The 25,708-nt window shown below is 70.1% G+C and carries 22 protein-coding genes; 16 read left to right on the forward strand and 6 right to left on the reverse strand.

The features are described 5' to 3' along the window. The first annotated feature begins 4 nt into the window (after positions 1-4). Positions 5-1,174, forward strand: a complete 1,170-nt coding sequence (locus BKK81_RS31580; protein ID WP_071021239.1) for a M20 aminoacylase family protein — start codon at positions 5-7, stop codon at positions 1,172-1,174. A 20-nt stretch (positions 1,175-1,194) separates the two neighbouring features. Beyond that, entirely contained in the window at positions 1,195-2,577 is a 1,383-nt protein-coding gene (locus BKK81_RS31585) for an L-serine ammonia-lyase (protein ID WP_071021241.1), read from the forward strand. A 34-nt stretch (positions 2,578-2,611) separates the two neighbouring features. Here the strand turns inward: BKK81_RS31585 and BKK81_RS31590 are convergent, their stop codons facing one another. Further along, on the reverse strand, positions 2,612-3,340 hold the full coding sequence (locus BKK81_RS31590; RefSeq protein ID WP_071021244.1) for a haloacid dehalogenase type II: 729 nt from the start codon (positions 3,338-3,340) through the stop codon (positions 2,612-2,614). A gap of 168 nt (positions 3,341-3,508) precedes the next feature. On the opposite strand from BKK81_RS31590, the gene BKK81_RS35805 reads away from it, so the two are divergent. Together BKK81_RS35805 and fliD are read left to right on the forward strand one after the other, a co-directional pair. Continuing rightward, positions 3,509-3,880, forward strand: coding sequence for a hypothetical protein (locus tag BKK81_RS35805; RefSeq protein WP_156811511.1), 372 nt, complete (start codon positions 3,509-3,511; stop codon positions 3,878-3,880). A gap of 383 nt (positions 3,881-4,263) precedes the next feature. Further along, the gene (gene fliD, locus BKK81_RS31600; RefSeq protein ID WP_071021247.1) at positions 4,264-5,730 is read left to right on the forward strand and encodes a flagellar filament capping protein FliD; all 1,467 of its coding nucleotides are present in this window, start codon (positions 4,264-4,266) and stop codon (positions 5,728-5,730) included. 99 nt (positions 5,731-5,829) lie between these two features. On the opposite strand, the gene gdhA is transcribed toward fliD, so the two are convergent. Next, the gene (gdhA, locus tag BKK81_RS31605) at positions 5,830-7,173 is read right to left on the reverse strand and encodes an NADP-specific glutamate dehydrogenase (RefSeq protein ID WP_071022768.1); all 1,344 of its coding nucleotides are present in this window, start codon (positions 7,171-7,173) and stop codon (positions 5,830-5,832) included. A 325-nt stretch (positions 7,174-7,498) separates the two neighbouring features. Further along, entirely contained in the window at positions 7,499-8,146 is a 648-nt protein-coding gene (locus BKK81_RS31610; protein WP_071021250.1) for an IclR family transcriptional regulator, read from the reverse strand. A 98-nt stretch (positions 8,147-8,244) separates the two neighbouring features. Here BKK81_RS31610 and BKK81_RS31615 point away from each other — a divergent pair, with 98 nt between their 5' ends. The 3 genes from BKK81_RS31615 to BKK81_RS31625 all read left to right on the forward strand — a co-directional run bounded on the left by BKK81_RS31615 (position 8,245) and on the right by BKK81_RS31625 (position 12,024). Next, on the forward strand, positions 8,245-9,273 hold the full coding sequence (locus tag BKK81_RS31615; protein ID WP_083384643.1) for a Bug family tripartite tricarboxylate transporter substrate binding protein: 1,029 nt from the start codon (positions 8,245-8,247) through the stop codon (positions 9,271-9,273). A 127-nt stretch (positions 9,274-9,400) separates the two neighbouring features. After that, on the forward strand, positions 9,401-10,273 hold the full coding sequence (locus tag BKK81_RS31620; RefSeq protein ID WP_071021253.1) for a TauD/TfdA dioxygenase family protein: 873 nt from the start codon (positions 9,401-9,403) through the stop codon (positions 10,271-10,273). A 527-nt stretch (positions 10,274-10,800) separates the two neighbouring features. Further along, positions 10,801-12,024: an MFS transporter gene (locus BKK81_RS31625; protein ID WP_071021255.1), complete on the forward strand. Its 1,224-nt coding sequence runs from the start codon at positions 10,801-10,803 to the stop codon at positions 12,022-12,024. A 4-nt stretch (positions 12,025-12,028) separates the two neighbouring features. Here BKK81_RS31625 and BKK81_RS31630 read toward each other — a convergent pair whose 3' ends face one another. Next, positions 12,029-13,510 carry an amidase gene (locus BKK81_RS31630; RefSeq protein WP_071022774.1) on the reverse strand — a complete coding sequence of 494 codons (1,482 nt, stop codon included), beginning with the start codon at positions 13,508-13,510 and terminating at the stop codon, positions 12,029-12,031. A gap of 303 nt (positions 13,511-13,813) precedes the next feature. On the opposite strand from BKK81_RS31630, the gene BKK81_RS31635 reads away from it, so the two are divergent. The 6 genes from BKK81_RS31635 (at position 13,814) to BKK81_RS31660 (ending at position 20,097) form a co-directional block, all read left to right on the forward strand. Further along, the gene (locus BKK81_RS31635; RefSeq protein ID WP_071021257.1) at positions 13,814-14,935 is read left to right on the forward strand and encodes an ABC transporter substrate-binding protein; all 1,122 of its coding nucleotides are present in this window, start codon (positions 13,814-13,816) and stop codon (positions 14,933-14,935) included. Between the two features lie 4 nt (positions 14,936-14,939). Continuing rightward, positions 14,940-15,842, forward strand: coding sequence for an ABC transporter permease (locus BKK81_RS31640; RefSeq protein WP_083384645.1), 903 nt, complete (start codon positions 14,940-14,942; stop codon positions 15,840-15,842). Positions 15,843-15,865: 23 nt separating this feature from the next. Then, positions 15,866-16,705, forward strand: a complete 840-nt coding sequence (locus tag BKK81_RS31645) for an ABC transporter permease (protein WP_083384646.1) — start codon at positions 15,866-15,868, stop codon at positions 16,703-16,705. A gap of 62 nt (positions 16,706-16,767) precedes the next feature. Continuing rightward, entirely contained in the window at positions 16,768-17,607 is an 840-nt protein-coding gene (locus tag BKK81_RS31650) for an ABC transporter ATP-binding protein (protein WP_071021260.1), read from the forward strand. Positions 17,608-17,716: 109 nt separating this feature from the next. After that, positions 17,717-18,724, forward strand: a complete 1,008-nt coding sequence (locus tag BKK81_RS31655; protein WP_071021263.1) for a TauD/TfdA dioxygenase family protein — start codon at positions 17,717-17,719, stop codon at positions 18,722-18,724. Between the two features lie 14 nt (positions 18,725-18,738). After that, positions 18,739-20,097, forward strand: a complete 1,359-nt coding sequence (locus BKK81_RS31660) for an LLM class flavin-dependent oxidoreductase (protein WP_071021266.1) — start codon at positions 18,739-18,741, stop codon at positions 20,095-20,097. A 140-nt stretch (positions 20,098-20,237) separates the two neighbouring features. Here BKK81_RS31660 and BKK81_RS31665 read toward each other — a convergent pair whose 3' ends face one another. Continuing rightward, on the reverse strand, positions 20,238-20,552 hold the full coding sequence (locus BKK81_RS31665; RefSeq protein WP_071021269.1) for a hypothetical protein: 315 nt from the start codon (positions 20,550-20,552) through the stop codon (positions 20,238-20,240). Positions 20,553-21,222: 670 nt separating this feature from the next. Here BKK81_RS31665 and BKK81_RS31670 point away from each other — a divergent pair. Then, a complete protein-coding gene (locus BKK81_RS31670) occupies positions 21,223-22,290 on the forward strand; it encodes a sulfonate ABC transporter substrate-binding protein (RefSeq protein WP_083384648.1) in 1,068 nt (355 codons plus the stop codon). A gap of 115 nt (positions 22,291-22,405) precedes the next feature. Then, a complete protein-coding gene (locus BKK81_RS31675) occupies positions 22,406-23,680 on the forward strand; it encodes an O-acetylhomoserine aminocarboxypropyltransferase/cysteine synthase family protein (protein WP_071022784.1) in 1,275 nt (424 codons plus the stop codon). A 29-nt stretch (positions 23,681-23,709) separates the two neighbouring features. Here BKK81_RS31675 and BKK81_RS31680 read toward each other — a convergent pair whose 3' ends face one another. Continuing rightward, positions 23,710-24,492 carry an HAD-IIB family hydrolase gene (locus BKK81_RS31680; protein WP_071022787.1) on the reverse strand — a complete coding sequence of 261 codons (783 nt, stop codon included), beginning with the start codon at positions 24,490-24,492 and terminating at the stop codon, positions 23,710-23,712. 354 nt (positions 24,493-24,846) lie between these two features. On the opposite strand from BKK81_RS31680, the gene BKK81_RS31685 reads away from it, so the two are divergent. Beyond that, positions 24,847-25,668 carry a MetQ/NlpA family ABC transporter substrate-binding protein gene (locus tag BKK81_RS31685; RefSeq protein ID WP_071021271.1) on the forward strand — a complete coding sequence of 274 codons (822 nt, stop codon included), beginning with the start codon at positions 24,847-24,849 and terminating at the stop codon, positions 25,666-25,668. Positions 25,669-25,708 lie beyond the last annotated feature (40 nt).

Here is a 25,708-nt window from a genome sequence, read left to right on the forward strand (position 1 = left end):
AGCCATGTACCGCGACCCTGACATCGCCGACGACATCCGCCAGAGCATGGTGGACTGGCGGCGCGACATCCACGCCTCGCCCGAAACCGCCTTCGAGGAGCACCGCACCGCCAATATCGTGGCGCATGCGCTCGAACTGATGGGGATCGAGGTCCACCGCGGCCTGGCCACCACCGGCGTGGTCGGCACCCTGCGCCACGGCGAGGGCCCCAGCATCGCGCTGCGCGCCGACCTCGACGCGCTCAATATGCAGGAGCTCGGCAGCGCTGCGCACGCCTCCACCTGCGCCGGCAAGATGCACGCCTGCGGGCACGACGGCCACACCGCCATGCTGCTCGGCGCGGCCGCCCACCTGGCGCGCCACAAGCCTTTCCGCGGCACCGTGCACTTCGTCTTCCAGCCCGCCGAGGAGAACGAGGGCGGCGGCCGCGTGATGGTGCAGGAGGGCCTGTTCGACAAGTTCCCCGCCGACGCCGTCTACGGCATGCACAACTTCCCCCAGCTGCCGCGCGGCAAGTTCGCCATCCGCCCCGGCACCATGACCGCCTTCCTCGACAACTTCGAGATCACCATCACCGGCAAGGGCTCGCACGGCGCCCAGCCGCACCACGGCATCGACCCCGTGGTGGTCTCGGCCCAGCTGGTGATGGCGCTGCAGACCATCGCCAGCCGCCGCACCGACGCCAACGACGCGGTGGTGGTCAGCATCACGCAGATCCACGGCGGCGACACCTGGAACGTGATTCCCGAATCCGTGGTGCTGCGCGGCACCACGCGCTCGCTCGACCCGGCCGTGCGCGAGCGCACCCAGCAGGCCATGCAGCAGATCTGCACCGGCGTGGCGCTGACGCACGGCGCACGCATCGCGCTGGATTTCCGCCCCGGCTACCCGGGCGTGGTCAACACGCCGGAGGAGACCGCGGCGGCGGTCGGCGCGGCGGCCAGCCTGGTCGGTACCGGCAACGTCAAGACCGACGTCAAGCCGGCCATGGGCTCGGAGGACTTCGCCTTCATGCTGGAGCAGCGCCCTGGCGCGTATATCGGCATCGGCGCCGGCGAAGGGCCCGACGATCCGCCGTTGCACAACCCCTACTACGACTTCAACGACCGCATCCTGCCGCTGGGCGCCGCCTACTGGGCCAGGCTGGTCGAGCGGCAGCTGCCGCTGGCCTGAAGCCGGATCCTCCTCGAGCCATGTTCCTGTCCGTCTTCGACATCTTCAAGATCGGCATCGGCCCGTCCAGCTCGCACACGGTGGGACCGATGCGCGCCGCCCTGCTGTTCGCGCGCGCCTTGCACGCGCAGGACCTGCTGCCCGCGGTGGCGCGGCTGCAGGTGGACCTGTACGGCTCGCTGGGCGCGACCGGGCGCGGGCACGCCACCGATACCGGCGTGCTGCTCGGCCTGATGGGCGAGGCGCCGGAGACGGTCGATCCCGACGCCGTGGCCACGCGCGTGGCGGCGGTGCGCCACGACGGCAGCCTGCCCCTGCTCGGCACGCACCGGATTGCCTTCGACGTCCGCCGCGACCTCGCCTTCCGCGGCGAGCGCGTGCTGCCCGCCCACCCCAACGCGATGCGCCTGGCCGCCTTCGACGCCGGCGGCACGGCACTGCGCGAGGCCGAGTACTACTCGGTCGGCGGCGGCTTCGTCATCGAGCAGGGCGCCGCGCCAGGCGGTGCCGACGCGCGGCCCGTGCCGCCCTGCGTGTTCCACAGCGGCGATGAGCTGATCGCGCTGGCGCTGGCACGCCGCCGCAGCATCGCCGCCCTGATGCTGGCGCGCGAATGCGCCTGGCAGCCGGCGGCCAAGGTGCGCGAAGGGCTGCGGGAGATCTGGCAGGTCATGCAGGCATGCGTGCAGCGCGGCCTCGGCCTGCGCGGCGCGGCACCGCAGACCCTGCCCGGCGCGCTGCGCATGCGGCGCCGCGCCCCCGAGCTCTACCGCGCGCTGGCGCAGGGCGGCGCCGCCGGCGCCGATCCGATGGCGGCGCTCGACTGGGTCAATGCCTGGGCCATGGCGGTCAACGAGGAGAACGCCGCCGGCGGGCGCGTGGTCACGGCGCCGACCAACGGCGCGGCCGGCATCGTGCCGGCGGTCCTGCACTACTACATGCGCTTCGTGCCGGGGGCCGACGAGGAAGGCATGGTGGACTTCCTGCTGACCGCCGCGGCCATCGGCATCCTCTACAAGACCAATGCGTCCATCTCCGGGGCCGAGGTCGGCTGCCAGGGCGAGGTCGGCGTGGCCTGCTCGATGGCGGCCGCGGGGCTGGCGGCCGCCCAGGGCGGCACGCCGCAGCAGGTGGAGAATGCCGCCGAGATCGGCATGGAACACAACCTGGGCCTGACCTGCGACCCGGTCGGCGGCATGGTGCAGATCCCCTGCGTCGAGCGCAACGCCATGGGCGCGGTCAAGGCAATCAACGCGGCGCGCATGGCGCTGCGCGGCGACGGCAGCCACTACGTCTCGCTCGACACCGTGATCCGTACCATGAAGCAGACCGGCGAGGACATGAAGGCCATCTACAAGGAAACCTCGCTCGGCGGCCTGGCCGTCAACGTGGTCGAGTGCTGACGGCGGGCGCCCGCGCGCTCCCGGCGCGGCGCGCTCAGCAACCGAAGCGCTGCGCCAGCTCGCCGAAGTCCGCCGCGACCACATCCCAGTCCTGCTCGGCGGCCAGGTCGGTGGACTGGGCCGGGCCATGCTCGCGCGGACGCGCCACGAAGGCCGTGGACAGGCCGCAGGCGCGTGCCGCGGCGAGATCGCCGTTGTGCGCGGCGACCAGGCACAGTTCGGCCGGCGCCAGTCCCAGGATCTCCGCGGTCTGCAGGTAGACCGCCGGCGAAGGCTTGTAGTCGCGCACCACCTCGGCGCCGAGGATGGCGTCCCAGGGCAGGCCGGCGCGTTTGGCGATGTCCACCATCAGGCGGATGTTGCCGTTCGACAGCGGCGCGATGATGAAGCGCTGCTTGAGCCGTTGCAGGCCCTCGCGGCTGTCCGGCCACGGGTCGAGGCGGTGCCAGGCCAGGTTGAGCGCATCGAGCTCCGCGCCCGGGATGCGCGCCACGTCGGCGCCGAGGCCGGCCAGCGCACGCACCAGGTTCTCCCGGTGCAGCACATCGAGCCGCACGAAACCGCGCCGGCCGCTGCGCACCTCGGCCATCGCCGGCACATATTCGCGCCGCCAGGCGTCGGCGAAGGCCTCCGGCTCCACCGCGAGTCCGTGCCGCGCGAGGAAGGGCGCGGCCTCGCGGGCCACGCAGGTCCGCCAGTCGACGACCGTGCCGAACACATCGAACACCAGTGCGCGCACCGTCTGGCTGAGATCGCCTGCCATGCTTGTTCTCCTGTTGTGGTGGAAGAGGGTCCGATGCGGGCCGCGATGCCCGCAGGCTTGCGCGGATCATACCCGTGCGCGGCGAAACGCGCCGGCGCGGCCCGGACGTGTATGCTCTCGCTCCGGACCTTCGCGGCGTCGCCGCCGGGGACTTTCGATGCCGATCCGATGCCACTTCTGCCCCGCCTGAGCGCCGCCCCGGGCCTCGCCACCCTCGCCACCCTCGCCACCCTCGCCACCCTCGCCACCCTCGCGGCCCTCGCCAGCCCGGGCACGGCGCGCGCCGCCGAGCCGGACTGCGCGGCACCCGGCACGCCGGCCGCGCGGCTGATCTGCGAGCACGCGCTGCTGGCCATGGGCAATGGCCGAATCCGCGCCCAGCAGCAGCGCCTGCTGCAGGCCGGCGCGATCCGCCAGGCGGAGATCGACGCCTTCCTCGCGCGGCGCGATGCCTGTACCACGGTGGCCTGCCTGGACACGCTGTTCTCGCAATGGAACCAGCGGGCGGCACGGCTGCGCGCAGACCGGCGCGCGCCCTGAGGCTCCCGCCACCAGGACCGCCGCCGATCCCCGCCCCCCTTCTGAATCGCCCCGGTCGCCCGCCATGGCACCGGAATCCCCCTCATTTCTCCGCTAAAGATCGCCAGGCCCCGTCCGATAATGCAGGATGGAGACAGATGAAGTCTCTCCGCATGTCATACATTCCCCCGCCTGGCGGGAAGGAAGCGCCCGCGCGGCGGCCGGCCTGGAGCCGGCACCGCGATCGGTCCGGGCGCTCGCAACGGGGGAAGGCCGGGCTCCGCCAATGAACGCGCAAGCCGGCCGCCGGTGCCAGTCACCGGCGTGCCGCCATTGCCGCACGGCGTCCGGTCCTGGCGTGCCGGCTACACAGTGAAGAACTCAAAATTCGAAGGGTAACGCCGATGGCATCCATCACCTCTCTGGGCGTCGGGTCGGGTCTCGACCTGAACACGCTGCTCACCAAGCTGTCCGCGGCGGAAAGCAAGCCGCTCGATCTGTTGAAGAACAAGCAGGCCGCCTACCAGGCCAAGGTATCGGCCTACGGCAACGTCAAAAGCATGCTGGCCGCCTTCCAGGCGTCCGCCAAGAAGCTGGCGGACACGGCCACCTTCAGCGTGACCAAGGCCTCGGTCGGCTCGACGGAGATCCTGGGCGCGGCCACCGCATCCAATGCGACGCCGGGCAGCTACACCGTGAACGTCAAGAGCCTGGCCCAGGCCCAGTCGCTGGTCGCCGCCGGCCAGGCCAGCCAGACCCGGGCCATCGGCACCGGCACCCTGGTGTTCGACTTCGGCTCGGTCAGCGGCTACGACGAGGACCCTGCTTCGCCGACCTACGGCACCTACGTCAATCCCGCCTTCAGCGCCACCGCGGACGCCACCAAGAAAGTCACCATCGACAGCAGCAACAACACGCTGCAGGGCATCCGCGACGCCATCAACAAGGCCGGCATCGGCGTCACCGCCAGCATCGCCAACGACGGCAGCAACACGCCCTACCGCATCGTGCTGACCTCGGACAAGACGGGGGCGGCGACGACCATGCGCATCAGCGCCAGCTCGCCCGAACTGCAGGGCCTGCTCGGCTACGATCCGGAGCAGGCCAACCAGCCCAGCGGGGTCAGGGAAACCGTGCGCGGCACCAACGCCAACCTGACCATCAACGGCATGGCGGTCACCAGCGCCAGCAACACCGTCGCCGACGCCGCGCAGGGCGTGACGCTGACGCTCAACAAGGTGGGTACCACCAGCCTGAGCGTCACGCGCGACCTCGACAACGTCAAGTCGGCCGTGCAGGCCTTCGTCAGCGCCTTCAACAACCTGCACAACATGGCAGGCAAGCTGACTGCCGTCGACAGCACCACCAAGACGGGTTCGGTGCTGACCGGCGACGGCGTGCTGCGCGGCATCCAGACCAAGCTGCGCAACATCCTCAACGCCTCGGCGGGCAGCGCTGCGGGCGGCATCAGCAACCTGGCACAGATCGGCCTCTCGTTCCAGAAGGACGGCTCGCTCGCCATCGACGACACCAAGCTGAGCAAGGCGCTCAAGGACAATGTCAGCGGCGTCACGCGCCTGTTCGTCGGCGAGGGCAAGGCCGATGGCTATGCCAAGCAGATCAGCACGGCGATCGACGACCTCAACGGCGACAAGGGCGCGCTCAAGCTCGCCACCGACGGCCTCGACAAGTCGCTGAAGGACCTGCAGAAGGACTACACCAAGACGCAGGACAACATCAATGCCAACATGGAGCGCTATCGCGCGCAGTTCGCCAAGCTGGACCTGGTGGTGCAGCGGATGAACCAGACCAGCAGCTACCTGACGCAGCAGTTCAACGCCATCAACAACACCAATAACAACAAGAACTGAGCGGGACGGCCGTCGATCGCGGCCGGCAACGAAGAAGGGGCGCCCGCGGGCGCCCCTTCTTACCTTGGCGCGCGCGGGCCGGCCGCGCGCCGCCCGGCGTCAGATCACGCCTTGCGCCAGCATGGCGTCGGCCACCTTGACGAAGCCGGCGATATTGGCGCCCTCGACGTAGTTGATGTAGCCGCCGTCCTTCTGGCCGTGGTGGATGCAGTTCTGGTGGATATCCTTCATGATCGCGTGCAGCTTCTCGTCGACCTCGGCATGGTGCCAGGACAGCCGCATCGCGTTCTGCGACATCTCCAGCCCGGAGGTGGCCACGCCGCCGGCGTTGCTGGCCTTGCCCGGTGCATAGAGGATGCGCGCCTCCAGGAAACGGTCGACCGCCTCCAGCGTGGACGGCATGTTCGCGCCCTCGGCCACGCAGAACACGCCGTTGGCCAGCAGGCGCTCGGCGTCGGCGCCGTTCAACTCGTTCTGCGTCGCGCACGGCAGCGCCACGTCGGCCGGCACGTGCCAGGGCGTGCGCTCCGCCTCGAAGCGCAGTCCGTGGCGCGCGGCGAAGTCGCTCAGGCGGCCGCGCTCTTCGTTCTTGAAGGCCATCAGCTCCTCGAGCTGGCCGGCACGCATGCCCTCGGGATAGTGCAGCACGCCGCCGGAATCCGACACGGTCAGTACCTTCGCACCCAGCTCCATCGCCTTCTGCGCGGCGTACTGCGCCACGTTGCCGGAGCCGGAGATCAGCACGCGCAGGCCGTCGAAATCGCGGCCGCGCCGGTGCAGCATCTCCTGCGCGAAGTAGACCGTGCCGTAGCCGGTGGCCTCGGGACGCATCAGGCTGCCGCCGAACGCCAGGCCCTTGCCGGTGAAGACGCAGGCGGACTGGTTGGACAGTTTCTTCATCATGCCGGCCATGAAGCCGACCTCGCGGCCGCCCACGCCGATATCGCCTGCGGGGATATCGGTATCGGCGCCCAGGTGGCGGTGCAGCTCGCTCATCAGCGCCTGGCAGAAGCGCATCACCTCGCCGTCGGACTTGCCCTTGGGATCGAAGTCCGAGCCGCCCTTGCCGCCGCCCATGGGCAGCGTGGTGAGCGCGTTCTTGAAGGTCTGCTCGAAGCCGAGGAACTTCAGCACCGACAGGTTGACGGTGGGATGGAAGCGCATGCCGCCCTTGTAGGGGCCGATGGCCGAACTGTGCTGGACGCGGAAGCCGCGGTTGACCTGCACGCGGCCCTGGTCGTCGGTCCAGGCCACGCGGAACTGGATCACCCGCTCCGGCTCGACCAGGCGCTCCAGCAGGGCCAGCTCGGCATAACGGGGATGACGCTGCACGAAGGGCCAGAGGGTGAGCATCACCTCTTTCACGGCCTGCAGGAATTCGGGCTGATGGGGGTCGCGCCGGGCGACGCCGGCCAGGAAGGTGTCAAGGGTGAGTGAAGCCACGGATGTCTCGCTTGTGCTTGGCAGGAGGCGCGCCATCGACGCCTGTGCGGACGGCGTGCCACTGTTGACACCGCAACGCGCTCCGGGAAGGCAACCCGGCACACCTGCGGCAGGCCGCGCGGGGTCGTGTCCCGGCCAGCCAATGTCCAGACATTCAAGATCGTGGATGAATGTCTGAGGCAAGGGCGAAGATTAGCACTACTTCGGTGCGGAGCGAAATAGAAGGAAGGAGCGAAACAGCGGATCCGCGCGGGAGAATGGGCGATAGCCGCCGGTGGCGCCGCTCGGCCCTCCAAGGCCGGCACGCCGACGCGCCGATGCACACTCAGACCGGCGCCAGGCCGATCATGCGGCTGACGTCGGCCGCCGCCCGCTGCAGCGCCGGCACGATCTCGGCCACGATGCGCTCCGGCGGCGCCTCTGCCGTCGCGGTGGAGATGCCGAGCGACAGCCGGCGCGAGCCGCCGGCCGGCAGCGGCACCGACACCGACATCTGGTTGCTTTCCGGATAGGCCAGCTCGCTCCATTGCCCCACCGGCAGTGCCAGCGCCATGGCCAGCGCGCTGGCCGGCGGCAGCACGCTGCCCACGCGCAGGTTCATCACCACCAGCCGGCGCCGTTCCGCCGGCGCCATCGCACGGCCGACGATGATCACGCCGTCGGCACCCGCCTCACCGAGGTTGGAAGTACCTGAATACGCATCGGCGAGGCGCTGCAGCACCTCCTGCACGGCCTCGGTCACACCCAGGCTCTCCAGCGCGGCGAAGCCGATCTCGAAGATGCGCGTGGTCAGGCGCCAGCGGCTGTCTTCACGCGCCACGTAGCCGTCCTCCTCCAGCGTCAGCAGGAAGCGCAGCACGGTGGGGTGCGGCAGGTCGACCGCACGCGACAGCTCGGCGAGCGTCGGCCTCCCGTTGTGGCGGAAGGCCTGCAGGATCGCTAGACAGCGCTGGATCGATCGATTACTCTTCATTCGTTCACTATGAGCACATCTAGTTCATCTAGTGAACATACTAAACCAAGGACGAGGGCGTGGCAAGTACCGCGACCCCAATTCCGGAGACAAACAAGATGACGGCCCCCCAGACCCGCGCCCCGGCATGTGCCGGCACGCGCCCTTCCCGCCTGCGCCACGCGCTCGGCCTCGCACTCACCCTGCTGGCGACGCTGGCACCGTTCGCCGCCGTGCACGCCGCGGACCAGTGGCCGAGCCGGCCGATCCGCTGGATCGTGCCCTACCCGCCCGGCGGCTCCACCGACATGCTGGCGCGCGTGGTCGGACAGAAGCTGGGCGAACAGCTCGGCCAGCCGGTGGTGATCGAGAACAAGGCAGGGGCCGGCGGCAACCTGGGCACCGACTTCGCAGCCAAGCAGCCGGCCGACGGCTATACGCTGGTGATGGGCAATATCGGCCCGCTCGCGATCAACCCGTCGCTGTACCGCGACCTGCCCTACGACCCGGTCAAGGACCTCGCCCCGGTCACCATGCTGATGGCCGTGCCCAACCTGCTGGTGGTCAACCCGGCGCTGCCAGTGCATTCGGTCAAGGACCTGCTGGCCTATGCGAAGCGCCAGCCCGCGCCGCTGGGGTTCGCCACGCCGGGGGCCGGCACCTCGCTCCACCTGGCCGGCGAACTGTTCGCGTCGATGGCGGGCGTGGCGTTGACGCACGTGCCCTACAAGGGCAGCGCGCCCGGCCTGAACGACACCATGGCAGGCCATGTGCCGATGATGTTCGACAACATGCCTTCGGCGCTGCAGCTGGTGAAGACGGGCAAGCTGCGCGCGCTCGCCATCACCAGCGCGCAGCGCTCGCCGCAGTTGCCCGAGGTGCCGACCATGGCCGAGTCCGGGCTGCGCGGCTACGAGATCGCCGGCTGGTTCGGCGTGCTGGTCCCCGCCGCCACGCCCAGGCCGATCGTAGCCAGGCTCGACAAGGCGCTGCAGGCCATCCTGAAACAGCCCGAGGTGCGCCGCCAGCTCGACGAGATGGGCGGCATCGTGTCCGGTGCCGGCCCGCAGGAGTTCGCCCGCTACATCGACAGCGAATCGCGCAAGTGGGGCCAGCTCGTGCGCAGCGCCCATATCACCGTGCAGTGAGCACCGCGCAGTGTGCACCGCTCACCAGGCCCTCCCCTGCAACGGACGCCGTGCGGTGGCACCGCACGGCCTCCCCGATTCCACCCCGCCCATCCGGCACGCCCCCTACCCCGAAGAGGAGACTCCCATGTCGCAAACCCAGACCCTGGACATCCAACCCATTGCCGGCACCATCGGCGCCGAGATCCGCGGCGTCGACCTGGCCGCGCCGCTGCCCGATGCGGTCTTCGCCGAGATCGAGGCTGCGCTGCATGAGCACCTGGTCATCTTCTTCCGCGACCAGCAGCTCACACCCGCCCAGCACAAGGCCTTCAGCGCGCGCTTCGGGCCGCTGCTCGAAGTGCCCTTTGTGCGCGCGCTGCCCGGCCACCCGGAGATCCTGCCGGTGATGAAAGGCCGGGAGGAAAAGACCAAGCGCAATTTCGGCGGCCTGTGGCATTCGGACATGAGCTACGCAGAGATCCCGCCGCTCGGCTCCGCCCTGTACGCGCGCGTGATCCCGCCCTACGGCGGCGACACCATGTGGACCAATATGTACCGTGCCTACGACGCGTTGTCGGACACGCTCAAGAGCGTGCTGGAAGGCCTGCATGCCGTGCACAGCCCGGTGCGCTCCTATGGCGCCAACGGCGCCGTGGTCAACAACGGCGACCCCGCCCACAAGATGGACGTGCGCACCGACGAGCGTGCCATGCGCGAAGCCGTGCACCCGGTGGTGCGCGTGCACCCGGCCACCGGCCGCAAGGCACTCTACGTCAACAGCACCTACACCCTGCGCTTCGATGGCATGAGCGAGGAAGAAAGCGCGCCGCTGCTGCAGTACCTCCACCAGCACGCCGCCCGCCCCGAGTTCACCTGCCGCTTCCGCTGGACGCCGGGCGCGCTGGCCGTATGGGACAACCGCTGTACCCAGCACCTGGCGATGAACGACTACGACGGCTTCGACCGCGAGCTGCACCGCACCACTATCGCCGGCACGCGGCCGGTCGGCGTAGCCTGAGCAGTAGGCTGCAGCGACCTGCCGCGCCAGCCGGCCCGCCATGGCGACTGGGACGGCTCGCCATGCAGACTGCCGAGGAGCCGCTCCTTGCCGGAGCGCTTGCCCGGCCTCTGCGCCGAGTTGACGGCCGGCCTGGCGCAGGCGCAGCGGGCCTCGACGGCAGGCAGACAGGCGGAAGAAGGCACGGGGTGCCTTGGCCGCGCGCCCGCGGCCCCCTCGCCGTACCGGCTCATGAACGGACCCATGGCTTGTCTCCGCGGCCTTGCCGCTTTCTTGGCGCTTGCCGCAGAACCACCTGCCCTGAACGCTGCGGATCAAAGCTTGCCTGCTGGTTGACGCAATGGCCCGAATTGCATCAAACTCGTCACCCGAATCTGTATATACAGGTATAGGTAGGGCGGATATCTAAAGCATGGCCGAACCCTCCACGCCACGGGCACTCCGGTGAAGCCGCCCGTCAACGCGGACGTGGCCGCAGGGCATTCGGCCGCATCCGGAATCGCGGCACAGAGGACGAGGAGACCTTGATGGAGAACACGCAGCAGTTCCGCGGTTGGTACATGGTAGGAGCGGTTCATCTCCTGCTGGCGCTGATCTTCGGCGCAGCCTATTCCTTCGGCGCATTCTTCACCGTCCTGCAGACGAACTTCGATGCGGGCCGCTTCTCCACGGCGTCGATCTTCTCGTTGACGGCGTTGATCTATTACGTGATCGGAGTGTTCTCGGGCGCATGGAGCGACCGCATCCCGGTGCGCACCGTGACCAGCGCCGGCATCCTGCTGCTCTCACTGGGCTTCCTGGCCAGCAGCCTGCTCTCGTCTTCGCTCACGCTGTTCCTCGCCGCGTTCTGCATCCTGGTGGGGCTGGGCGTCGGCCTGGTCTATGTGCCGGCGGTCTCGACCATCCAGCGCTGGTTCATCGTCCACCGCAGCTCGGCCTCCGGCCTGGCGCTGGCCGGGACCGGCCTGGGCACCCTCATGGGCCCGATGGCCGCCGGCGCGCTGATGCAGCACCTGTCCTGGCAAAGCACCATGCAGGTCTATGCCGGCGCCATCGCCCTGCTTGGCCTTGCCGCGGCCGCCAGTCTGCGCGGAAGACCGGAGGAACTGGGACAACATCCCGACGGCATCCGCCCCGACGCGGCCGTCTCCAGGGAAGCGGCGCCGGCAGGCACGGGCGTCACGCTGCGCCAGGCAGCGCGCCAGGCACGGTTCTGGTGGCTCTTCTCGGCCATCTTCTTCGGATCGATCGGGCTGTTCCTCGCGCTCGTCCACATCAATCCCTATGCGCAACAACAGGGCCTGGATGTCACGCAGGCCAACCTGCTGATCGGCCTGATCGGGGTGGGCAACATCGGCGGCCGCCTGGTGCTGGGCCGGATCGGCGACCGGATGGGACCACAACGCTTCCTGGTGCTCGTGACGCTGAGCCTGGCCGTCCTGTGCGGCCTGTGGAGCTCGGCGCAGGGCTTCCTTGCGCTCGCCGCCTTCGCTCTCCTTTTCGGTGCGGCCAATGGCGGTTGCATTGCGCTGTATCCGGCAGTCGCCAGCACGTGGTTCGGTACCGGCAACCTGGGCGCCATCCTCGGCGCGCTGTACATCGCCGTAGGCATCGCGGCCGTGGCCGGAGGCAGCGTCGCCGGCCTGCTGTTCGACCTGTACCGGAGCTACACCTCGTCGATCGTTCTGGCAGGCGTCTCGGCCCTGCTGTCGGCCGCCGGCGTCGTCCTGGCTGCCCGCTCCACCCCATGACAGGCTAGCCGGCCGGCGCCAGCGCCGGCGGCTCCGCCTGCAGCAGGCCGGTGATGCGCTCGTGGCAATGCGCGAGCTGCAGCAGCGACAGTTCGTCGCGCGGCCTGCCGATGATCTGCACGCCCATCGGCAGGCCCTGCGCATTCCACCCCGCCGGCAGGCTGATGACGGGGCAGCCGGACAGCGTGCCAGGCGTCACCACTTCCATCCAGCGGTGGTAGCTGTCCATCTCGCGCGCGCCGATGCGGGCCGGCCAGCGCTCCTCGATGGCGAAGGGGAAGACCTGCGCGCTCGGCAGCGCCACGAAGCGGTGCGTCTCCAGCAGTTGCAGCGCCAGGTCGTACCAGGCGGTGCGATCCACCGCGGCGCGCGCCACATCGGCACCGCTGAGCCGCTGGAAGCCCTCCAGTTCCCACTGCAGCTCGGGCTTCATGCCGGCGCGCTGCACCGGGTCGGCATAGGCGCCGCCGAGGCTGGCGCCCAGGCTGAGCTGGCGCATCACCACGAAGGCGCGCCACACGCGCTCCCAGTCGAAGGCGGGCGCGATCGCCTCGGTGCGGATGCCGGCCTCGCCGAGCCGCGCCAGCGTCGCCTCGCACAGGGCCAGGACGCCGGGCTCGCAGGCCAGGTGGCCGCCCAGGTCGCCCAGCCAGGCGATGCGCGCGCCGGACAGGTCGGCGTCGAGCCGGTCGTGCCAGTCGGGCACGGCGCCGTCCAGCGACAGCGGCACGCGCGCGTCATAGCCCGACTGCACCGACAGCAGCAGGGCCAGGTCATCGGCGCTGCGCGCCATCGGCCCTTCGGTGGCGAGCTGGCTCATGAAGGCATCCACGCGCGGCCAGTGCGGCACGCGCCCTTGCGAGGGACGCAGTCCCAGCACATTGTTGTAGGCGGCGGGATTGCGCAGCGAGCCGCCCATGTCGCTGCCGTCCACCACCGGCAGCATGCGCAGCGCCAGCGCCACCGCCGCGCCGCCGCTGGAGCCGCCGGCGCTGCGCGACGGATCCCAGGCATTGCCGGTGGCGCCGAACACGGGATTGAAGGTATGCGAGCCAAGCCCGAACTCCGGCACATTGGTCTTGCCGATGAAGATGGCGCCGGCGGCGCGCATGCGCGCCGCCACGATGGCGTCGGCCTGCGGCACGTGCTCGGCGAACAGCGGCGAGCCGGAGGTGGAGCGCAGCCCGCGGGTCGGCGCCAGGTCCTTGATGGCCTGCGGCAGGCCGTGCAGCGCGCCCACCGGCTCGCCGCGCGCCACCGCGGCGTCGGCCGCATCGGCCTCGGCCAGCACCTGCTCCGGCGGGCGCATCGAGACGATGGCATTGAAGCGCGGGTTCAGCGCCGCGATGTGGTCGAGGAAGGCCGTCACCACCTCGCGCGAGGACAGCTCGCGCGCGCGGATGCGCTGCGCCAGCGCACGCGCGGGCAGGCGGCAGAGTTCGGGAACGGCGACCGGGGCGACGGAAGCGGCTGTCTTGGCAGTCATGCTGGCATCCATGCTGGGAGGAGATTGCCCAGTTTGGCCGAGCATGCCGTCCAGGGCAATGCGGGTGAGCCCGGGCCGCGGTCGCGGCAAAGGGTGCCTTCCGGCACGGGCCGCAGCTGCCTGTACGGCCGCCCCTGCGGCCATCTGTACGGTTTGCGCGCTTTCCAGCGACGCCGCCGGCATCTGCACTCGCGCGATATGCACACGCGCGATAAGCAAGCGCAAAAACATTCGTTCTGCACGCCCCGGGGCGCCGCGTATCTTGGGAGCCGTCCCTTTATCTCCCAAGAGGAAACGCCCCCGATGTCCGCGCCGCGCCCCCTCTCCCGCCGCACCCTGCTCAAGCGCCTGGGCCTGTCCGGCCTGGCCGCCGCGCTGCCCGCCTGGCCGGCGCTGTCGCCCCTGAGTGCCTTCGCCGCCAGCGGCGGCGCCCGCCCTGAGGTGATCCGCATCGGCGTGGCGCAGCCCGCCACCGGCCAGCCGCCCACCTTTGCCGGCAGTTCGCTGTCGATCGCGCATGCGCGCGGCTGGCTGGAGGAGGCCTTCAAGCCCAGCGGCACGCGTGTGGAGTGGTATTTCTTCAAGGGCGCCGGCCCGGCCGTCAACGAGGCACTGACCAACCGCCAGCTCGACTTCGCCTTGCAGGGCGACCTGCCGGCCATCGTGGCGCGCGCCGCCGGGCTCAAGACCCGCCTGGTGCTGGCCACCGGCGTGCGCGCCAACATCTATATCGGCGTGCCGCCCGATTCGCCGCTGAAGACCGTGTCCGACCTGCGCGGCAAGCGCGTCTCGCTGTTCAAGGGCACCAATATGCATCTGCCGGCGCTGCGCCTGCTGGAGGCCAACGGCCTCACCGACAAGGACCTGCGCCTGCTCAATCTCGATACCGCCGGCTACCTGGCCGCGCTGACCACGCGCGACATCGACGCCGCCATCGGCGCCATGGACATCCTGCGCCTGCGCGACAAGGGCGCGGTGCGCATCCTCTACTCGAGCAAGAACCAGTCGCCCATCTATACGCGGCAGAGCCATGTGCTGGTGGCCGAGGCCTTCGCCGACCAGTACCCCGAGGCCACCCGGCAACTGGTCAAGAACGCCGTGGAAGCCGCCCGCTGGGCCTCGGACGAGGGCCACCGCGAAGATGTGCTGCGCACCTGGGCGCGCGCCGGCACGCCCTACGACCACTGGAAGGAAGACTTCGACGGCGAGCCGCTGCGGGTCCGCCTCAATCCCAATTTCGACCCCTTCCTGGTCAGCCGCTACAAGGACGCCGCCGAGCAGGCCTACCGCTTCCGCCTGAGCCGCGCGCGCATCGACGTCGACCAGTGGATCGACACGCGCTACCTGAAGGCCGCGCTGAACGACCTCGGCCTGCAGACCTACTGGCCGGTCTACCAGCCCAACGGCAAGATCCTCGGAGCCTGACGCCATGGCCGCCGAGATCCTGTCCCTGACGGCACCCGCAGCCCCTGCGGCGCCGAAATCCGCAGCGCTGCAGGCTGGCGACGATGCGCACCCCGTGCTGACTGCGCGCGAGGCGCGCGGCCTGCGCCGCCTGCTGCCCGCCGCGCGCCGGTATGCCGCCGGCTGGCTGCTGGCGTGGCCGGTGCCGCTCGCGCTGCTGGCGTTCTGGTACCTGGCCGCGCGCTACGAGTGGATCCCGCCGCAGGTCCTGCCCACGCCGGAGTCGGTGGCGCACACGCTGGCCGATCTCTATGACAGCGGCGAGCTGCAGGCCAACCTGGCGGTCAGCGCGCTGCGCGTGGCCGGCGGCTTCGCCGTCGGCCTGATCGGCGGCCTCGCGCTGGGCGCCGCCATGGGCCTGTCGCCGCGTTTGCGCGACTATGTGTACCCCACCTTCAAGGCCTTCAGCCAGGTGCCGGTGCTGGGCTGGCTGCCGCTGCTGATGCTGCTGGTGGGCATCGACGAAGCGCTCAAGATCATCCTGATCGCGAAGGCCGCGCTGGTGCCGATCGCCATGAACACCTACAAGGGCATCGAGAGCGTGCCGACGCGCTACATCGAGGTGGCGCGCGTGCTGCGCTTCACGCGCTGGCAACTGCTGTGGCGCGTGGTCTTTCCCGCCGCCGCGGCTCCGATCTGGAACGGCATCCGCTACGGCCTCACGCACGCCTGGCTGGCCCTGGTGGTAGTGGAGCTGCTGGCCTCCTCGGAAGGGCTGGGCTACATGATCGTGTACGGCCGCCAGCTGTTCCAGCTCGACATGGTGATCGCCGCCGTGGTGGTGGTGGGCGCCGTGGGCTACGCGCTCGACAAGGTGCTGGCGCTGGCCGAGCGCGCGGTGCTGCGCTGGCGCAAGCCCGGCTTCTGACACCGATCCGAGGAGAGACACCGATGTCCGATTCCATCGTCTCGCGCGACGACGCCCGGAACGCCCCGGGCACCCGGGGCGGCGGCCGGCTGCCCGCGCTGCCGCCGGCCCTGCGCGGCTGGGTACTGCCGATCGTGCTGCTGGCACTGTGGTGGGCCGCCTTCCGTTTCGGCTGGTCGCAATCGCCGCTGCTGGTATCGCCCGCCAAGGTCTGGGACACCGCCGTGGCCCAGGCGCGCAGCGGTGCGCTGTTCACCGCCCTGGCGGCCAGCCTGTGGCGCGACCTGGCGGGCTTCGCGCTGGGCGCCAGCCTGGGCCTGCTGTTCGGTACCGCGCTCGGCCTGTCGCGCCTGTTCGAGCAACTGGTCGGGCCGACCTTCCATACCGTCAAGCAGATCTCGCTGTTCGCCTGGATCCCGCTGATCTCGGTCTGGTTCGGCCTGGGCGACACCGCCAAGGTGGTATTCCTGTCGCTGGCCGCCTTCTTCCCGGTGGTCCTCAATACCTTCGAAGGCATCCGCGGCGTGCCGGCCGACCTGATCGAAGTCGCGCGTGTGCTCAAGTTCTCGCGGCGCCAGCTGCTGTGGCGCGTGGTGCTGCCGGCGGCCTCGCCGTCGATCTTCGCCGGCATCCACCTGGGCCTGATCTACGCCTGGCTCGCCACGCTGGGCGCGGAATACCTGCTGGTGGCCGGCAAGGGCATCGGCAACACCATGATCGACGGACGCGAGAACTTCTGGATGGACCTGGTGCTGTTCGGGGTGATCGTGGTCGGGCTGGTCGGCTTCACGCTGAACTGGATCGCCGGCCGCATCGAGCACCGCCTGCTGGCCTGGCGCGGGCGCTCGGTGGCCGGCTTCTGACCGCGCCGCCTGCCGCCAGCCTGCCGCCAACCAGACGCCAGCCAAACTGACAAGGAGAATCCATGGGCCACGCCGGCACCCTCAGCATCCAGCACCTGCGCAAGCAATACCAGGTCAAGGGCGAAGCCCTGCCCGTGCTGGAAGACATCCACCTGACCATCTCGCCGGGCGAGTTCGTCAGCATCGTCGGCGCCAGCGGCTGCGGCAAGTCGACGCTGCTGCGCCTGGTGGTGGGCCTGGAGGAGGACTACCAGGGCGAGATCCTGCTCGATGGCCGGCGCGTGGTCGGCACCAGCCTGCAGCGCGGCATCGTGTTCCAGGAGCATCGCCTGTTTCCCTGGCTCACGGTCGAGCAGAACATCCGCCTGGCCCTGCTCAATACGCCGGGCAGCGACGCCGACAAGCGCCGCAACGTGCAGGAGCACATCGAGCTGGTCGGGCTGGCCGGCTTCGAGAGCGCCTACCCGCACCAGCTCTCGGGCGGCATGTCGCAGCGCGTGGCGATCGCCCGCGCGCTGGTGACGCGCCCGGAGATCCTGCTGCTGGACGAGCCCTTCGGCGCGCTCGATGCGCTGACCCGCGCCTACCTGCAGCAGGAACTGCACCGCATCTGGCAGGCCGAAGGCATCACCATGATCCTGGTCACCCATGACGTCGAGGAAGCCGTCTTCCTGGGCGACCGCGTGGTGGTGATGGAGCCGCGCCCCGGACGTGTGCGCCGCATCGTGCCGGTCGGCCTGGCCCATCCGCGCGACCGTGCCGCCCTGCCCTTCGCCACCGTCAAGGACAACGTGCTGCGCGAATTCACGGGGCGCCTGGCCGAACTGGCGGAAGCGCCGGTGCTGCCCGAGCCGGCGCAGTCTTCGGACCGGCTGCCGCCTTCCATCCGCTTCGCCATCTGAGGCGGCCGCCCGCCGTGCGCCGGCGCCGCCGCCAGTCCCGCCACGACGACCGGGCACGAACCCTCGGCCCGGTCGCACCCAGCGCCCTTTCCCCACCCGGAGACCCGTCATGACCCAAGCACAAGCCGCACAAACAGCACAAGCCGCCCCCGGCACCGCATCCGCCGACCTGCCGGCGCTCGACCTGCACCCGGTCGCCGGGCGCATCGGCGCCGAGATCCGCGGCGTGCGCCTGGGCGCCGATCTCGATGCCGGCACCTTCGCCGCCATCCGCGCCGCGCTGCTGCGTCACAAGGTGCTGTTCTTCCGCGACCAGCAGCACCTCGACGACGCCAGCCAGGAAGCCTTCGGCAAGCGCTTCGGCGCCCCCGTGGCCCACCCCACCGTGCCGGTCCGCGACGGCACGCAGTTCCTGCTCGAACTCGACTCGCGCCACGGCGGCCGCGCCAACTCCTGGCACACCGACGTGACCTTCGACGTGGCCTACCCGCAAGTGTCGGTGCTGCGCGGCGTGACCATCCCCGCCGCCGGCGGCGACACCGTCTGGGCCAATACCGCGGCCGCCTACCTCGACCTGCCCGAGCCCCTGCGGCAGCTGGCCGACAAGCTGTGGGCCCTGCACACCAACGACTACGACTACGCCGCCAGCCGCACCCTGGTGCACAACGACGAGGGCCTGCGCCGCTACCGCGAGGTCTTCACCTCGACCCTGTACGAGACCGAGCATCCGGTGGTACGCGTGCACCCCGAGACCGGCGAGCGCACCCTGGTGCTGGGCCACTTCGTCAAGAAGCTGCTGGGCTACACCTCGGTCGACTCGGCACACCTGATCGCCGTGCTGCAAGGCCATGTGCACCGGCTGGAAAACACGGTGCGCTGGCGCTGGCGCGAGGGCGACGTCGCCATCTGGGACAACCGCGCCACCCAGCACTACGCCATCAACGACTACGGCGACGCGCTGCGCGTGGTGCGGCGCGTGACCATCGCCGGGGACGTGTCGGTCAGCGTCGACGGGCGCCGCAGCGTGGCGCTCAAGCCGGTGCCGTCGCAGGCCGGTGCGGAGGGCGACAGCGCCAACAGCGCGCACGGCACGGACCACGCGGCGCGCGCCGCCTGAGGGAGATGCCGGCGATGTCCCAGCCCCGCGCCCCGCGCCAGCTGCATCTCGGCGCCTTCCTGCAGGCCACCGGCCACCACGTCGCCGGCTGGCGCCATCCCGGCGCCCAGGCCGATGCCGGCCAGAACTTCGCCCACTACGCGCGCCTGGCCCGGCGCGCGGAGGCCGCCAGGTTCGATGCCGTGTTCCTCGCCGACGGCGTGGCCATCCGCGGCATGAGCGATGCCACGCTGCCGCGCACCGCGCGCGCGGCCACCTTCGAGCCGCTCACGCTGCTGTCGGCGCTGGCCGCGGTGACCGAACGCATCGGCCTGGTGGCCACCGTGTCGACCACTTACAACGAGCCCTTCCACGTGGCGCGCAAGTTCGCCTCGCTCGACCACCTCAGCGGCGGGCGCGCCGGCTGGAACGTCGTCACCTCCTGGTCCGACGCCGAAGCGCGCAACTTCAACCTCGAGCACCACCCGGAACATGCGGACCGCTATGCCCGCGCCGAGGAATTCGTCGACGTGGTGAACGGCCTGTGGGATAGCTGGGAGGACGATGCGCTGCTGTACGACAAGGACAGCGGCCTGCATTTCGACAGCGGCAAGCTGCACGCGCTGGAGCACCGCGGCGCGCATTTCCAGGTGCGCGGCCCGCTCAACGTGGCGCGGCCGCCGCAGGGCCATCCGGTGGTGGTGCAGGCCGGCTCGTCCGAAGCCGGCCAGGAACTGGCCGCGCGCACCGCCGAGGTCATCTTCACCGCGCAGCAGTCGCTGGCGGACGCCCAGGCCTTCTACAGCGGCCTGAAGGCGCGCCTGGCGCGCTACGGGCGCACGCCCGACCAGCTCAAGATCCTGCCCGGCGTGTTCCCGGTGGTGGGACGCAGCGAAGCCGAGGCGCAGGAGAAGTTCGAAGCGCTGCAGGCACTGATCCACCCCAGCGTCGGCCTGGCGCTGCTATCGCAGAGCCTGGGCGGCGTGGACCTGTCCGGCTACCCGCTCGACGGCCCGCTGCCCGACGACCTGCCCGAGCCCAACGGCGCCAAGAGCCGCTTCCAGCTGGTGACCGGACTGGCGCGGCGCGAAGGCCTGACCATCCGCCAGCTCTACCTGCGCGTGGCCACCGCGCGCGGGCATTGGTCCATCCACGGCACCCCGGCCTCGATCGCCGACCAGCTCCAGGCCTGGTTCGAAGGCGGCGCCGCCGACGGCTTCAACATCATGCCGCCGTGGCTGCCGGGCGGCCTCGACGACTTCATCGACCTGGTGCTGCCGGAACTGCGCCGGCGCGGGCTGTTCCGCCAGGAGTACGAGGGCCGCACCCTGCGCGAGCACCTGGGACTGGCGCGGCCGGTGCATCCGGCGGTGCGGCGGCGGGCCGCCGCCTGACGCCGCCGGGAAGGGAAATGGGAAGCGGGCAAACAAGGGCAAGCAAGGGCAAACAGAACAGCGCGCAAGGCCAGGCCTTGCGCGCTGTCGCTGTTCTTGTCGGATTCCCGCCAGCGGCGGCGCCGGGACACTCAGGCCGCTCAGGCCGTGCGCGCGCGGGCGCCCTCCTGGTAGGGATCGAAGCTACGCGCCGGCTCGGACGACACACTGCTGCGGTCCAGCCCGGCCACCTTGCGGGCGCCATCGGTGAAGACGTCGTGGCTGCGGAAGGTATAGCCGTAGTCGTCGCCGGACACCTTGCCGCGCAGGCCGTAGCCATAGGTGTCGGCCGAGGCGGCCTGGCGGTAGACGTAGCCGTACTTGTCGGCGGGCACCGTGTCGGCCCGGGCCGCGCCGAGCGCGGCCAGCGACAGCAGGAGGGCGGATGCAATCTTCAGGGTGGTGTTCGAGGCCATGATTTCTCTCCGAGGCAGTCAGCAAATCATTAAAGGATTTGAATCTCGCCGGGCCGCGTCTTCTTGGTTGATTGCTGCCCGTTGACGTAACTATAGGGCTGGCCATCGAAGGCGTTGCGGATGAAATCCGGATTTAATATTCAGTTTTTTTGAATATAGATTCAGACGCTTGGCGCGGCCGGGGCCACGTGCCGGTCGGCATCACCCCGATGCCACCCTGGGGCGGCCACCGCAAGAACCCGGCCGGCCGGCGGCAGCCCGAGCCGGAACGCACTGACCTCCCGGGTCAGATCGCCGGCCAGCTCCAGCATCGACGGCGCGGCTGCAGAGACCGCCTCCACCAAGGCGGCGTTCGGCTGCGTGACCCCGTCGATCTGACCGACCGCCCCGGCGCGACCTCAGCTAAGGGCGCCGGCACGCGGAATTCAGCGCTCCGCCGGCCCGCATGGCATGGCGCGAAGGCGATGTGATGCGCAACAGGCCATGCGGATCCGACGGGCAGGCGCGTCGCCGCCTGCGCGGGGACACGCGCCTCGCACTCGCACCGCCCCCTCCCCCACCGGCGCCCCGCCTGGCGCACCGGTTCTAAGCAAATGCGACAAGCTTCCTTCCCTCGCGGACGTGATTTCGCAACCATAGCCATCCAGAGCCACAGGAATTGGAGAAATCGATGCATTTGCCGCTATCCCCTTCGCACACGATCACCGCGCCGGCCCACCCCGACGGCAGGCGGGACCGCCGCGCCGGCCGCTGGCTGCGCGCCCTGCTGCGCCCGGCCGCGCTGGCCCTGCTGGCCTTCGCCGCCAGCACCGCGGCCACCGGCGTGGCGCAGGCAGCCGAGCAGACCGTGCGCATCGGTTTCCAGAAGGCCGGCCTGCTGGCGGTGCTGAAGGCGCAGGGCACGCTGGAGCAGAAACTGGCACCGCTGCATTACAAGGTGGAGTGGAAGGAATTCCCCGCCGGACCGCAGTTGCTGGAGACCCTCAACGCCGGCAGCATCGACTTCGGCTACACCGGCGCCCCGCCGGCGGTGTTCGCGCAGGCGGCCAAGGCCAGTTTCGTCTATGTGGGCGCGGAGCCGGGCGGCAAGAGCAATGAAGCGCTGTTCGTGCCGGCCAGTTCGCCGATCCGTTCGGTGGCCGAGCTCAAGGGCAAGCGCGTGGCGCTGCAGAAGGGCTCCAGCTCGAACTACCTGCTGGTGCAGCTGCTGAAGAAGAACGGCCTGTCGCTGCAGGATATCCAGCCGGTCTACCTGCCGCCGGCCGATGCGCGCGCGGCCTTCGAGAGCGGCGCGGTGGATGCCTGGGTGGTATGGGACCCGTACTACGCGCTGGCGCAGCGCGCGCTCAAGGTGCGCACGCTGGCCGACTACGAAGGCGTGCCCTCGCCCTACAACTTCTACGAGGCGGCGCGCGCCTTCACCGAACGCGAGCCGCGCGTGGTCAACGCCATCCTGGCGCAGTTGCGCGAAAGCGGCCAGTGGGTGGTGGCGCACCCGGGCGAGACGGCGGCGCTGCTGGCGCCCAGCCTGGGCCTGGAAGCGCCGGTGGTCGAGGCCTGGCTCAAGCGCGTGCCCTACGGAGTGACGCCGATCACGGCCGAGGTCGTGCTGGTGCAGCAACAGGTGGCCGACCTGTTCCACCAGCAGAAGCTGATCCCGTCCACCATCCGCGTCAGCGACAACGTGTGGCAGGCCAGTTTCCCCATCGTCCACAACGTCCCGGTCGCCCGCCAGTAGATCGGGACGGAACGACGGCGGCGGCCCGCGCCACGGCGGGGTGCCGCCCGGGCGGCGGCGCTGCTACCATGCGCAGCGCCGTGCCTTTTTTCTGACTTTCACCCATAACGACATCATGAGACTCGAAACCCTTGCCGTCCACGGCGGCTACTCCCCCGACCCGACCACGCGCGCCGTCGCCGTGCCGATCTACCAGACCGTCGCCTATGCCTTCGACAGCGCGCAGCATGGCGCCGACCTGTTCGACCTGAAGGTGCCGGGCAATATCTACAGCCGCATCATGAACCCGACCAACGACGTGCTCGAACAGCGCCTGGCGGCGCTCGAGGGCGGCGTCGGCGCGCTGGCGCTGGCCTCGGGCATGGCCGCCATCACCTACGCGATCCAGACCATCGCGGAAGCCGGCGACAACATCCTGTCGGCCAGCCAGCTCTACGGCGGCACCTACAACCTGCTGGCCCACACGCTGCCGCAGTCCGGCATCGAGACGCGCTTCGTCGACGGCCGCGATCCGGCCGCCTTCGCCGAGCGCATCGACGCGCGCACCAAGGCCATCTTCGTCGAGTCGGTGGGCAACCCGCTCGGCAACGTGGTCGACATCGCGGCCATCGCCGAGGTCGCCCACGCGCACGGCGTGCCGCTGATCGTCGACAACACGGTGCCCTCGCCCTACCTGTGCCGCCCCTTCGAGCATGGCGCCGACATCGTCGTGCACTCGCTGACCAAGTACCTGGGCGGCCACGGCAACAGCGTGGGCGGCGCCATCGTCGACAGCGGCAAGTTCCCCTGGGCCGAGCACAAGGAGCGCTTCAAGCGCCTGAACGAGCCCGATGTGTCCTACCACGGCGTGGTCTACACCGAGGCGCTGGGCGCGGCCGCCTACATCGGCCGCGCGCGGGTGGTGCCGCTGCGCAATACCGGCGCGGCGCTGTCGCCCTTCAACGCTTTCCTGATCCTGCAAGGCATCGAGACGCTGGCGCTGCGCCTGGACCGCATCACCGAGAACGCGCTGGCGGTGGCGCGCCACCTGCAGGGCAACGCCAAGGTGGGCTGGGTCAACTTCGCCGGCCTGCCCGAGCACCCGGACCACGCGCTGGTACAGCGCTACCTGGGCGGTCGCGGCCCGGGCATCCTGTCCTTCGGCCTGAAGGAAGGCGGCCGCGAGGCGGGCGCGCGCTTCCTCGACGCGCTGCAACTGTTCACGCGCCTGGTCAACATCGGCGACGCCAAGTCGCTGGCCACCCACCCTGCCTCGACCACGCACCGCCAGCTCGACGCCGCCGAGCTGAAGGCGGCCGGCGTCAGCGAGGACATGGTGCGCCTGTCGATCGGCATCGAGCATATCGACGACCTGATCGAGGACCTCGAGCGCGCCCTGGCAGCGGCCTGAGGCACGCGGCGCCGGGCCCCGGGGCAGCGCTAGCGCGCCGCGTCGCGCAGCACCGCCTCGGCGGCCTCGACGAAGCCGGCGCCGCCCGGACCCCGCGTGATCCAGCGCGGGGGCACCGGCAGCGTGTCGAGATAGTCCACCACCGTGCTCACGCCCACGGTGTGTGCGAAGAACGAGAACATCGGCGCATCGTTGGTCGAATCGCCGACATACATCACCTGGGCGCGCACCGCATCCAGGTCGACGCCGTACAGCAGGCCGAGGCTGCGCCGCGCCATGGCCAGCTTGTCATACCCTCCCAGCCAGCCCAGCACCCACAGCGAATTGACGGTCGAGTCGGCCCCCGCCTCGGCGAAGAAGCCACGCAGGCGCGCTACCTGGTCCGCGTCGGCAGGCCTGGCAAAGGCCAGCCCGGTCTGGCGGAACGGCTGGTCGCTCGCCACGCGTGCCTGCGGCAGCGCCGCCAGCGCGCGCCGGCGCACGCTGTCCAGGGCCGCGTCGGCGGCCTGCCGCTGCGCCGCCTCCAGCCAGTAGTGGCGCACCAGGTCGCCGTCCGGCCCGCGCGCGAAGCACAGCCCGCCGTTCTCGCCGATCACGGCATCGACCGGCCACATGCGCGCCATCTGGTCGCACCACCCTGCCGGCGCGGCGGTGACGGGAATCACGCGGATGCCTGCTGCCTGCAGGCGCTCCAGCGCGCCGTAGGTGGCGGCGGCAAGCCGGCCGTGGAAGGTCAGGGTGTCGTCCATGTCGGTCAGCACATAGCGCACTGCGGCCAGCGCGCCGGGCGCGGCATCTTCAAGCGGGTTCATGGTCGTGGCATGCATTCGGTCAGGGACGGCATCGGCAGGGACGCCGGAGCCCCGGCCGTTCGCGGCGGAAAAGCGGACGCCAAAGAAAAGGCCCGCTCGAGGCATCCGCCCGGCGGGCCGCAATCCCAGCCTGGATGGCGAGGAGGAGACGGTTTCATCATACGGGCCCGGCAGGCGCCGGCCAACCATCGATTCGCCATAAGGGTATGCCGTCCCGCCCTTATGCACCCACGGCATATGGGCATGATGAATTACTCGTTTCCCGTGCACCGGGGCGCCCCTACAATGGCCCGACCCGAGCGGCACCCGCCGCCGTCCAACAACCAGACAGAACATTCAGGGGAGCAGCAGCATATGGCATCCGGCATCGCAAAACGGCTCGTGGCCGCGGCACTGGCAATCGGCGCACTGGGCATCATGCACACGGCGGGCGCGGCCGACCCGGACAAGAAGGAAATCCGCTTCGGCGCCACCGCCGGCCCGTACTCGGACCAGATCCGCTACGGCATCAAGCCCATCCTGGAAAAGCAGGGCTACAAGGTCACCATCGTCGAGTTCAGCGACTACGTGCAGCCGAACCTGGCGCTGGCCGACAGCGCCATCGACGCCAATGCCTTCCAGCACGTGGCTTACCTGAAGAAGTTCTCCGCCGACCGCAAGCTGCAGCTCTCCGACGTGGTCCAGGTACCGACCGCGCCGATCGGCATCTACAGCCGCAAGCACAAGTCGCTGGGCGAGGTGAAGAGCGGCGCCAGCGTGTCGCTGCCCAACGACCCGACCAACCTGGCGCGTGCGATCGCCATGCTGCAGCAGTTCGGCTGGATCACGCTGAAGGCCGGCACCGATCCGATCCGCGCCAGCGAGCGTGACATCGAAGGCAACCCGCACAAGCTCAAGCTGATCCAGCTCGAAGCGGCGCAGTTGCCGCGCTCGCTCGATGACGTCGACTACGCCTTCGTCAACGGCAACTTCGCACTGGCCTCCGGCCTCAAGCTGACCGAGGCCCTGTCGCTGGAAAAGATCCCCGACTACTACATGAACCTGGTGGCGGTGCGTACGGCCGACCTGAACAAGCCCTACGTCAAGGACATCCGCGCGGCGTACCAATCGGCCGAGTTCAAGACCGTGACGCAACAGCGCTTCGCCGGCTTCCTGCCGCCCGCGTACCAGCGCTGAGCGGCCAGGATGGGAAGAAAGCCCGCGCTCCGGCGCGGGC

The sequence above is a fragment of the Cupriavidus sp. USMAHM13 genome (genome assembly GCF_001854285.1).
Taxonomy (GTDB): domain Bacteria; phylum Pseudomonadota; class Gammaproteobacteria; order Burkholderiales; family Burkholderiaceae; genus Cupriavidus; species Cupriavidus malaysiensis.

Excerpts from the sequence above, each read along its gene's own strand:
- BKK81_RS31680 (WP_071022787.1), bottom strand. The coding sequence starts at position 24,492 with ATGAACCCGCTTGAAGATGCCGCGCCCGGCGCGCTGGCCGCAGTGCGC.
- BKK81_RS31665 (WP_071021269.1), bottom strand. The coding sequence starts at position 20,552 with ATGGCCTCGAACACCACCCTGAAGATTGCATCCGCCCTCCTGCTGTCG.
- fliD (WP_071021247.1), top strand. The coding sequence starts at position 4,264 with ATGGCATCCATCACCTCTCTGGGCGTCGGGTCGGGTCTCGACCTGAAC.
- BKK81_RS31630 (WP_071022774.1), bottom strand. The coding sequence starts at position 13,510 with ATGACTGCCAAGACAGCCGCTTCCGTCGCCCCGGTCGCCGTTCCCGAA.
- BKK81_RS31685 (WP_071021271.1), top strand. The coding sequence starts at position 24,847 with ATGGCATCCGGCATCGCAAAACGGCTCGTGGCCGCGGCACTGGCAATC.
- BKK81_RS31670 (WP_083384648.1), top strand. The coding sequence starts at position 21,223 with ATGCATTTGCCGCTATCCCCTTCGCACACGATCACCGCGCCGGCCCAC.
- BKK81_RS31615 (WP_083384643.1), top strand. The coding sequence starts at position 8,245 with ATGACGGCCCCCCAGACCCGCGCCCCGGCATGTGCCGGCACGCGCCCT.
- BKK81_RS31645 (WP_083384646.1), top strand. The coding sequence starts at position 15,866 with ATGTCCGATTCCATCGTCTCGCGCGACGACGCCCGGAACGCCCCGGGC.
- BKK81_RS31580 (WP_071021239.1), top strand. The coding sequence starts at position 5 with ATGTACCGCGACCCTGACATCGCCGACGACATCCGCCAGAGCATGGTG.
- BKK81_RS31640 (WP_083384645.1), top strand. The coding sequence starts at position 14,940 with ATGGCCGCCGAGATCCTGTCCCTGACGGCACCCGCAGCCCCTGCGGCG.
- BKK81_RS35805 (WP_156811511.1), top strand. The coding sequence starts at position 3,509 with ATGCCACTTCTGCCCCGCCTGAGCGCCGCCCCGGGCCTCGCCACCCTC.
- BKK81_RS31650 (WP_071021260.1), top strand. The coding sequence starts at position 16,768 with ATGGGCCACGCCGGCACCCTCAGCATCCAGCACCTGCGCAAGCAATAC.
- BKK81_RS31610 (WP_071021250.1), bottom strand. The coding sequence starts at position 8,146 with ATGAAGAGTAATCGATCGATCCAGCGCTGTCTAGCGATCCTGCAGGCC.
- BKK81_RS31620 (WP_071021253.1), top strand. The coding sequence starts at position 9,401 with ATGTCGCAAACCCAGACCCTGGACATCCAACCCATTGCCGGCACCATC.
- BKK81_RS31635 (WP_071021257.1), top strand. The coding sequence starts at position 13,814 with ATGTCCGCGCCGCGCCCCCTCTCCCGCCGCACCCTGCTCAAGCGCCTG.
- BKK81_RS31585 (WP_071021241.1), top strand. The coding sequence starts at position 1,195 with ATGTTCCTGTCCGTCTTCGACATCTTCAAGATCGGCATCGGCCCGTCC.
- BKK81_RS31660 (WP_071021266.1), top strand. The coding sequence starts at position 18,739 with ATGTCCCAGCCCCGCGCCCCGCGCCAGCTGCATCTCGGCGCCTTCCTG.
- BKK81_RS31655 (WP_071021263.1), top strand. The coding sequence starts at position 17,717 with ATGACCCAAGCACAAGCCGCACAAACAGCACAAGCCGCCCCCGGCACC.
- BKK81_RS31625 (WP_071021255.1), top strand. The coding sequence starts at position 10,801 with ATGGAGAACACGCAGCAGTTCCGCGGTTGGTACATGGTAGGAGCGGTT.
- BKK81_RS31675 (WP_071022784.1), top strand. The coding sequence starts at position 22,406 with ATGAGACTCGAAACCCTTGCCGTCCACGGCGGCTACTCCCCCGACCCG.
- BKK81_RS31590 (WP_071021244.1), bottom strand. The coding sequence starts at position 3,340 with ATGGCAGGCGATCTCAGCCAGACGGTGCGCGCACTGGTGTTCGATGTG.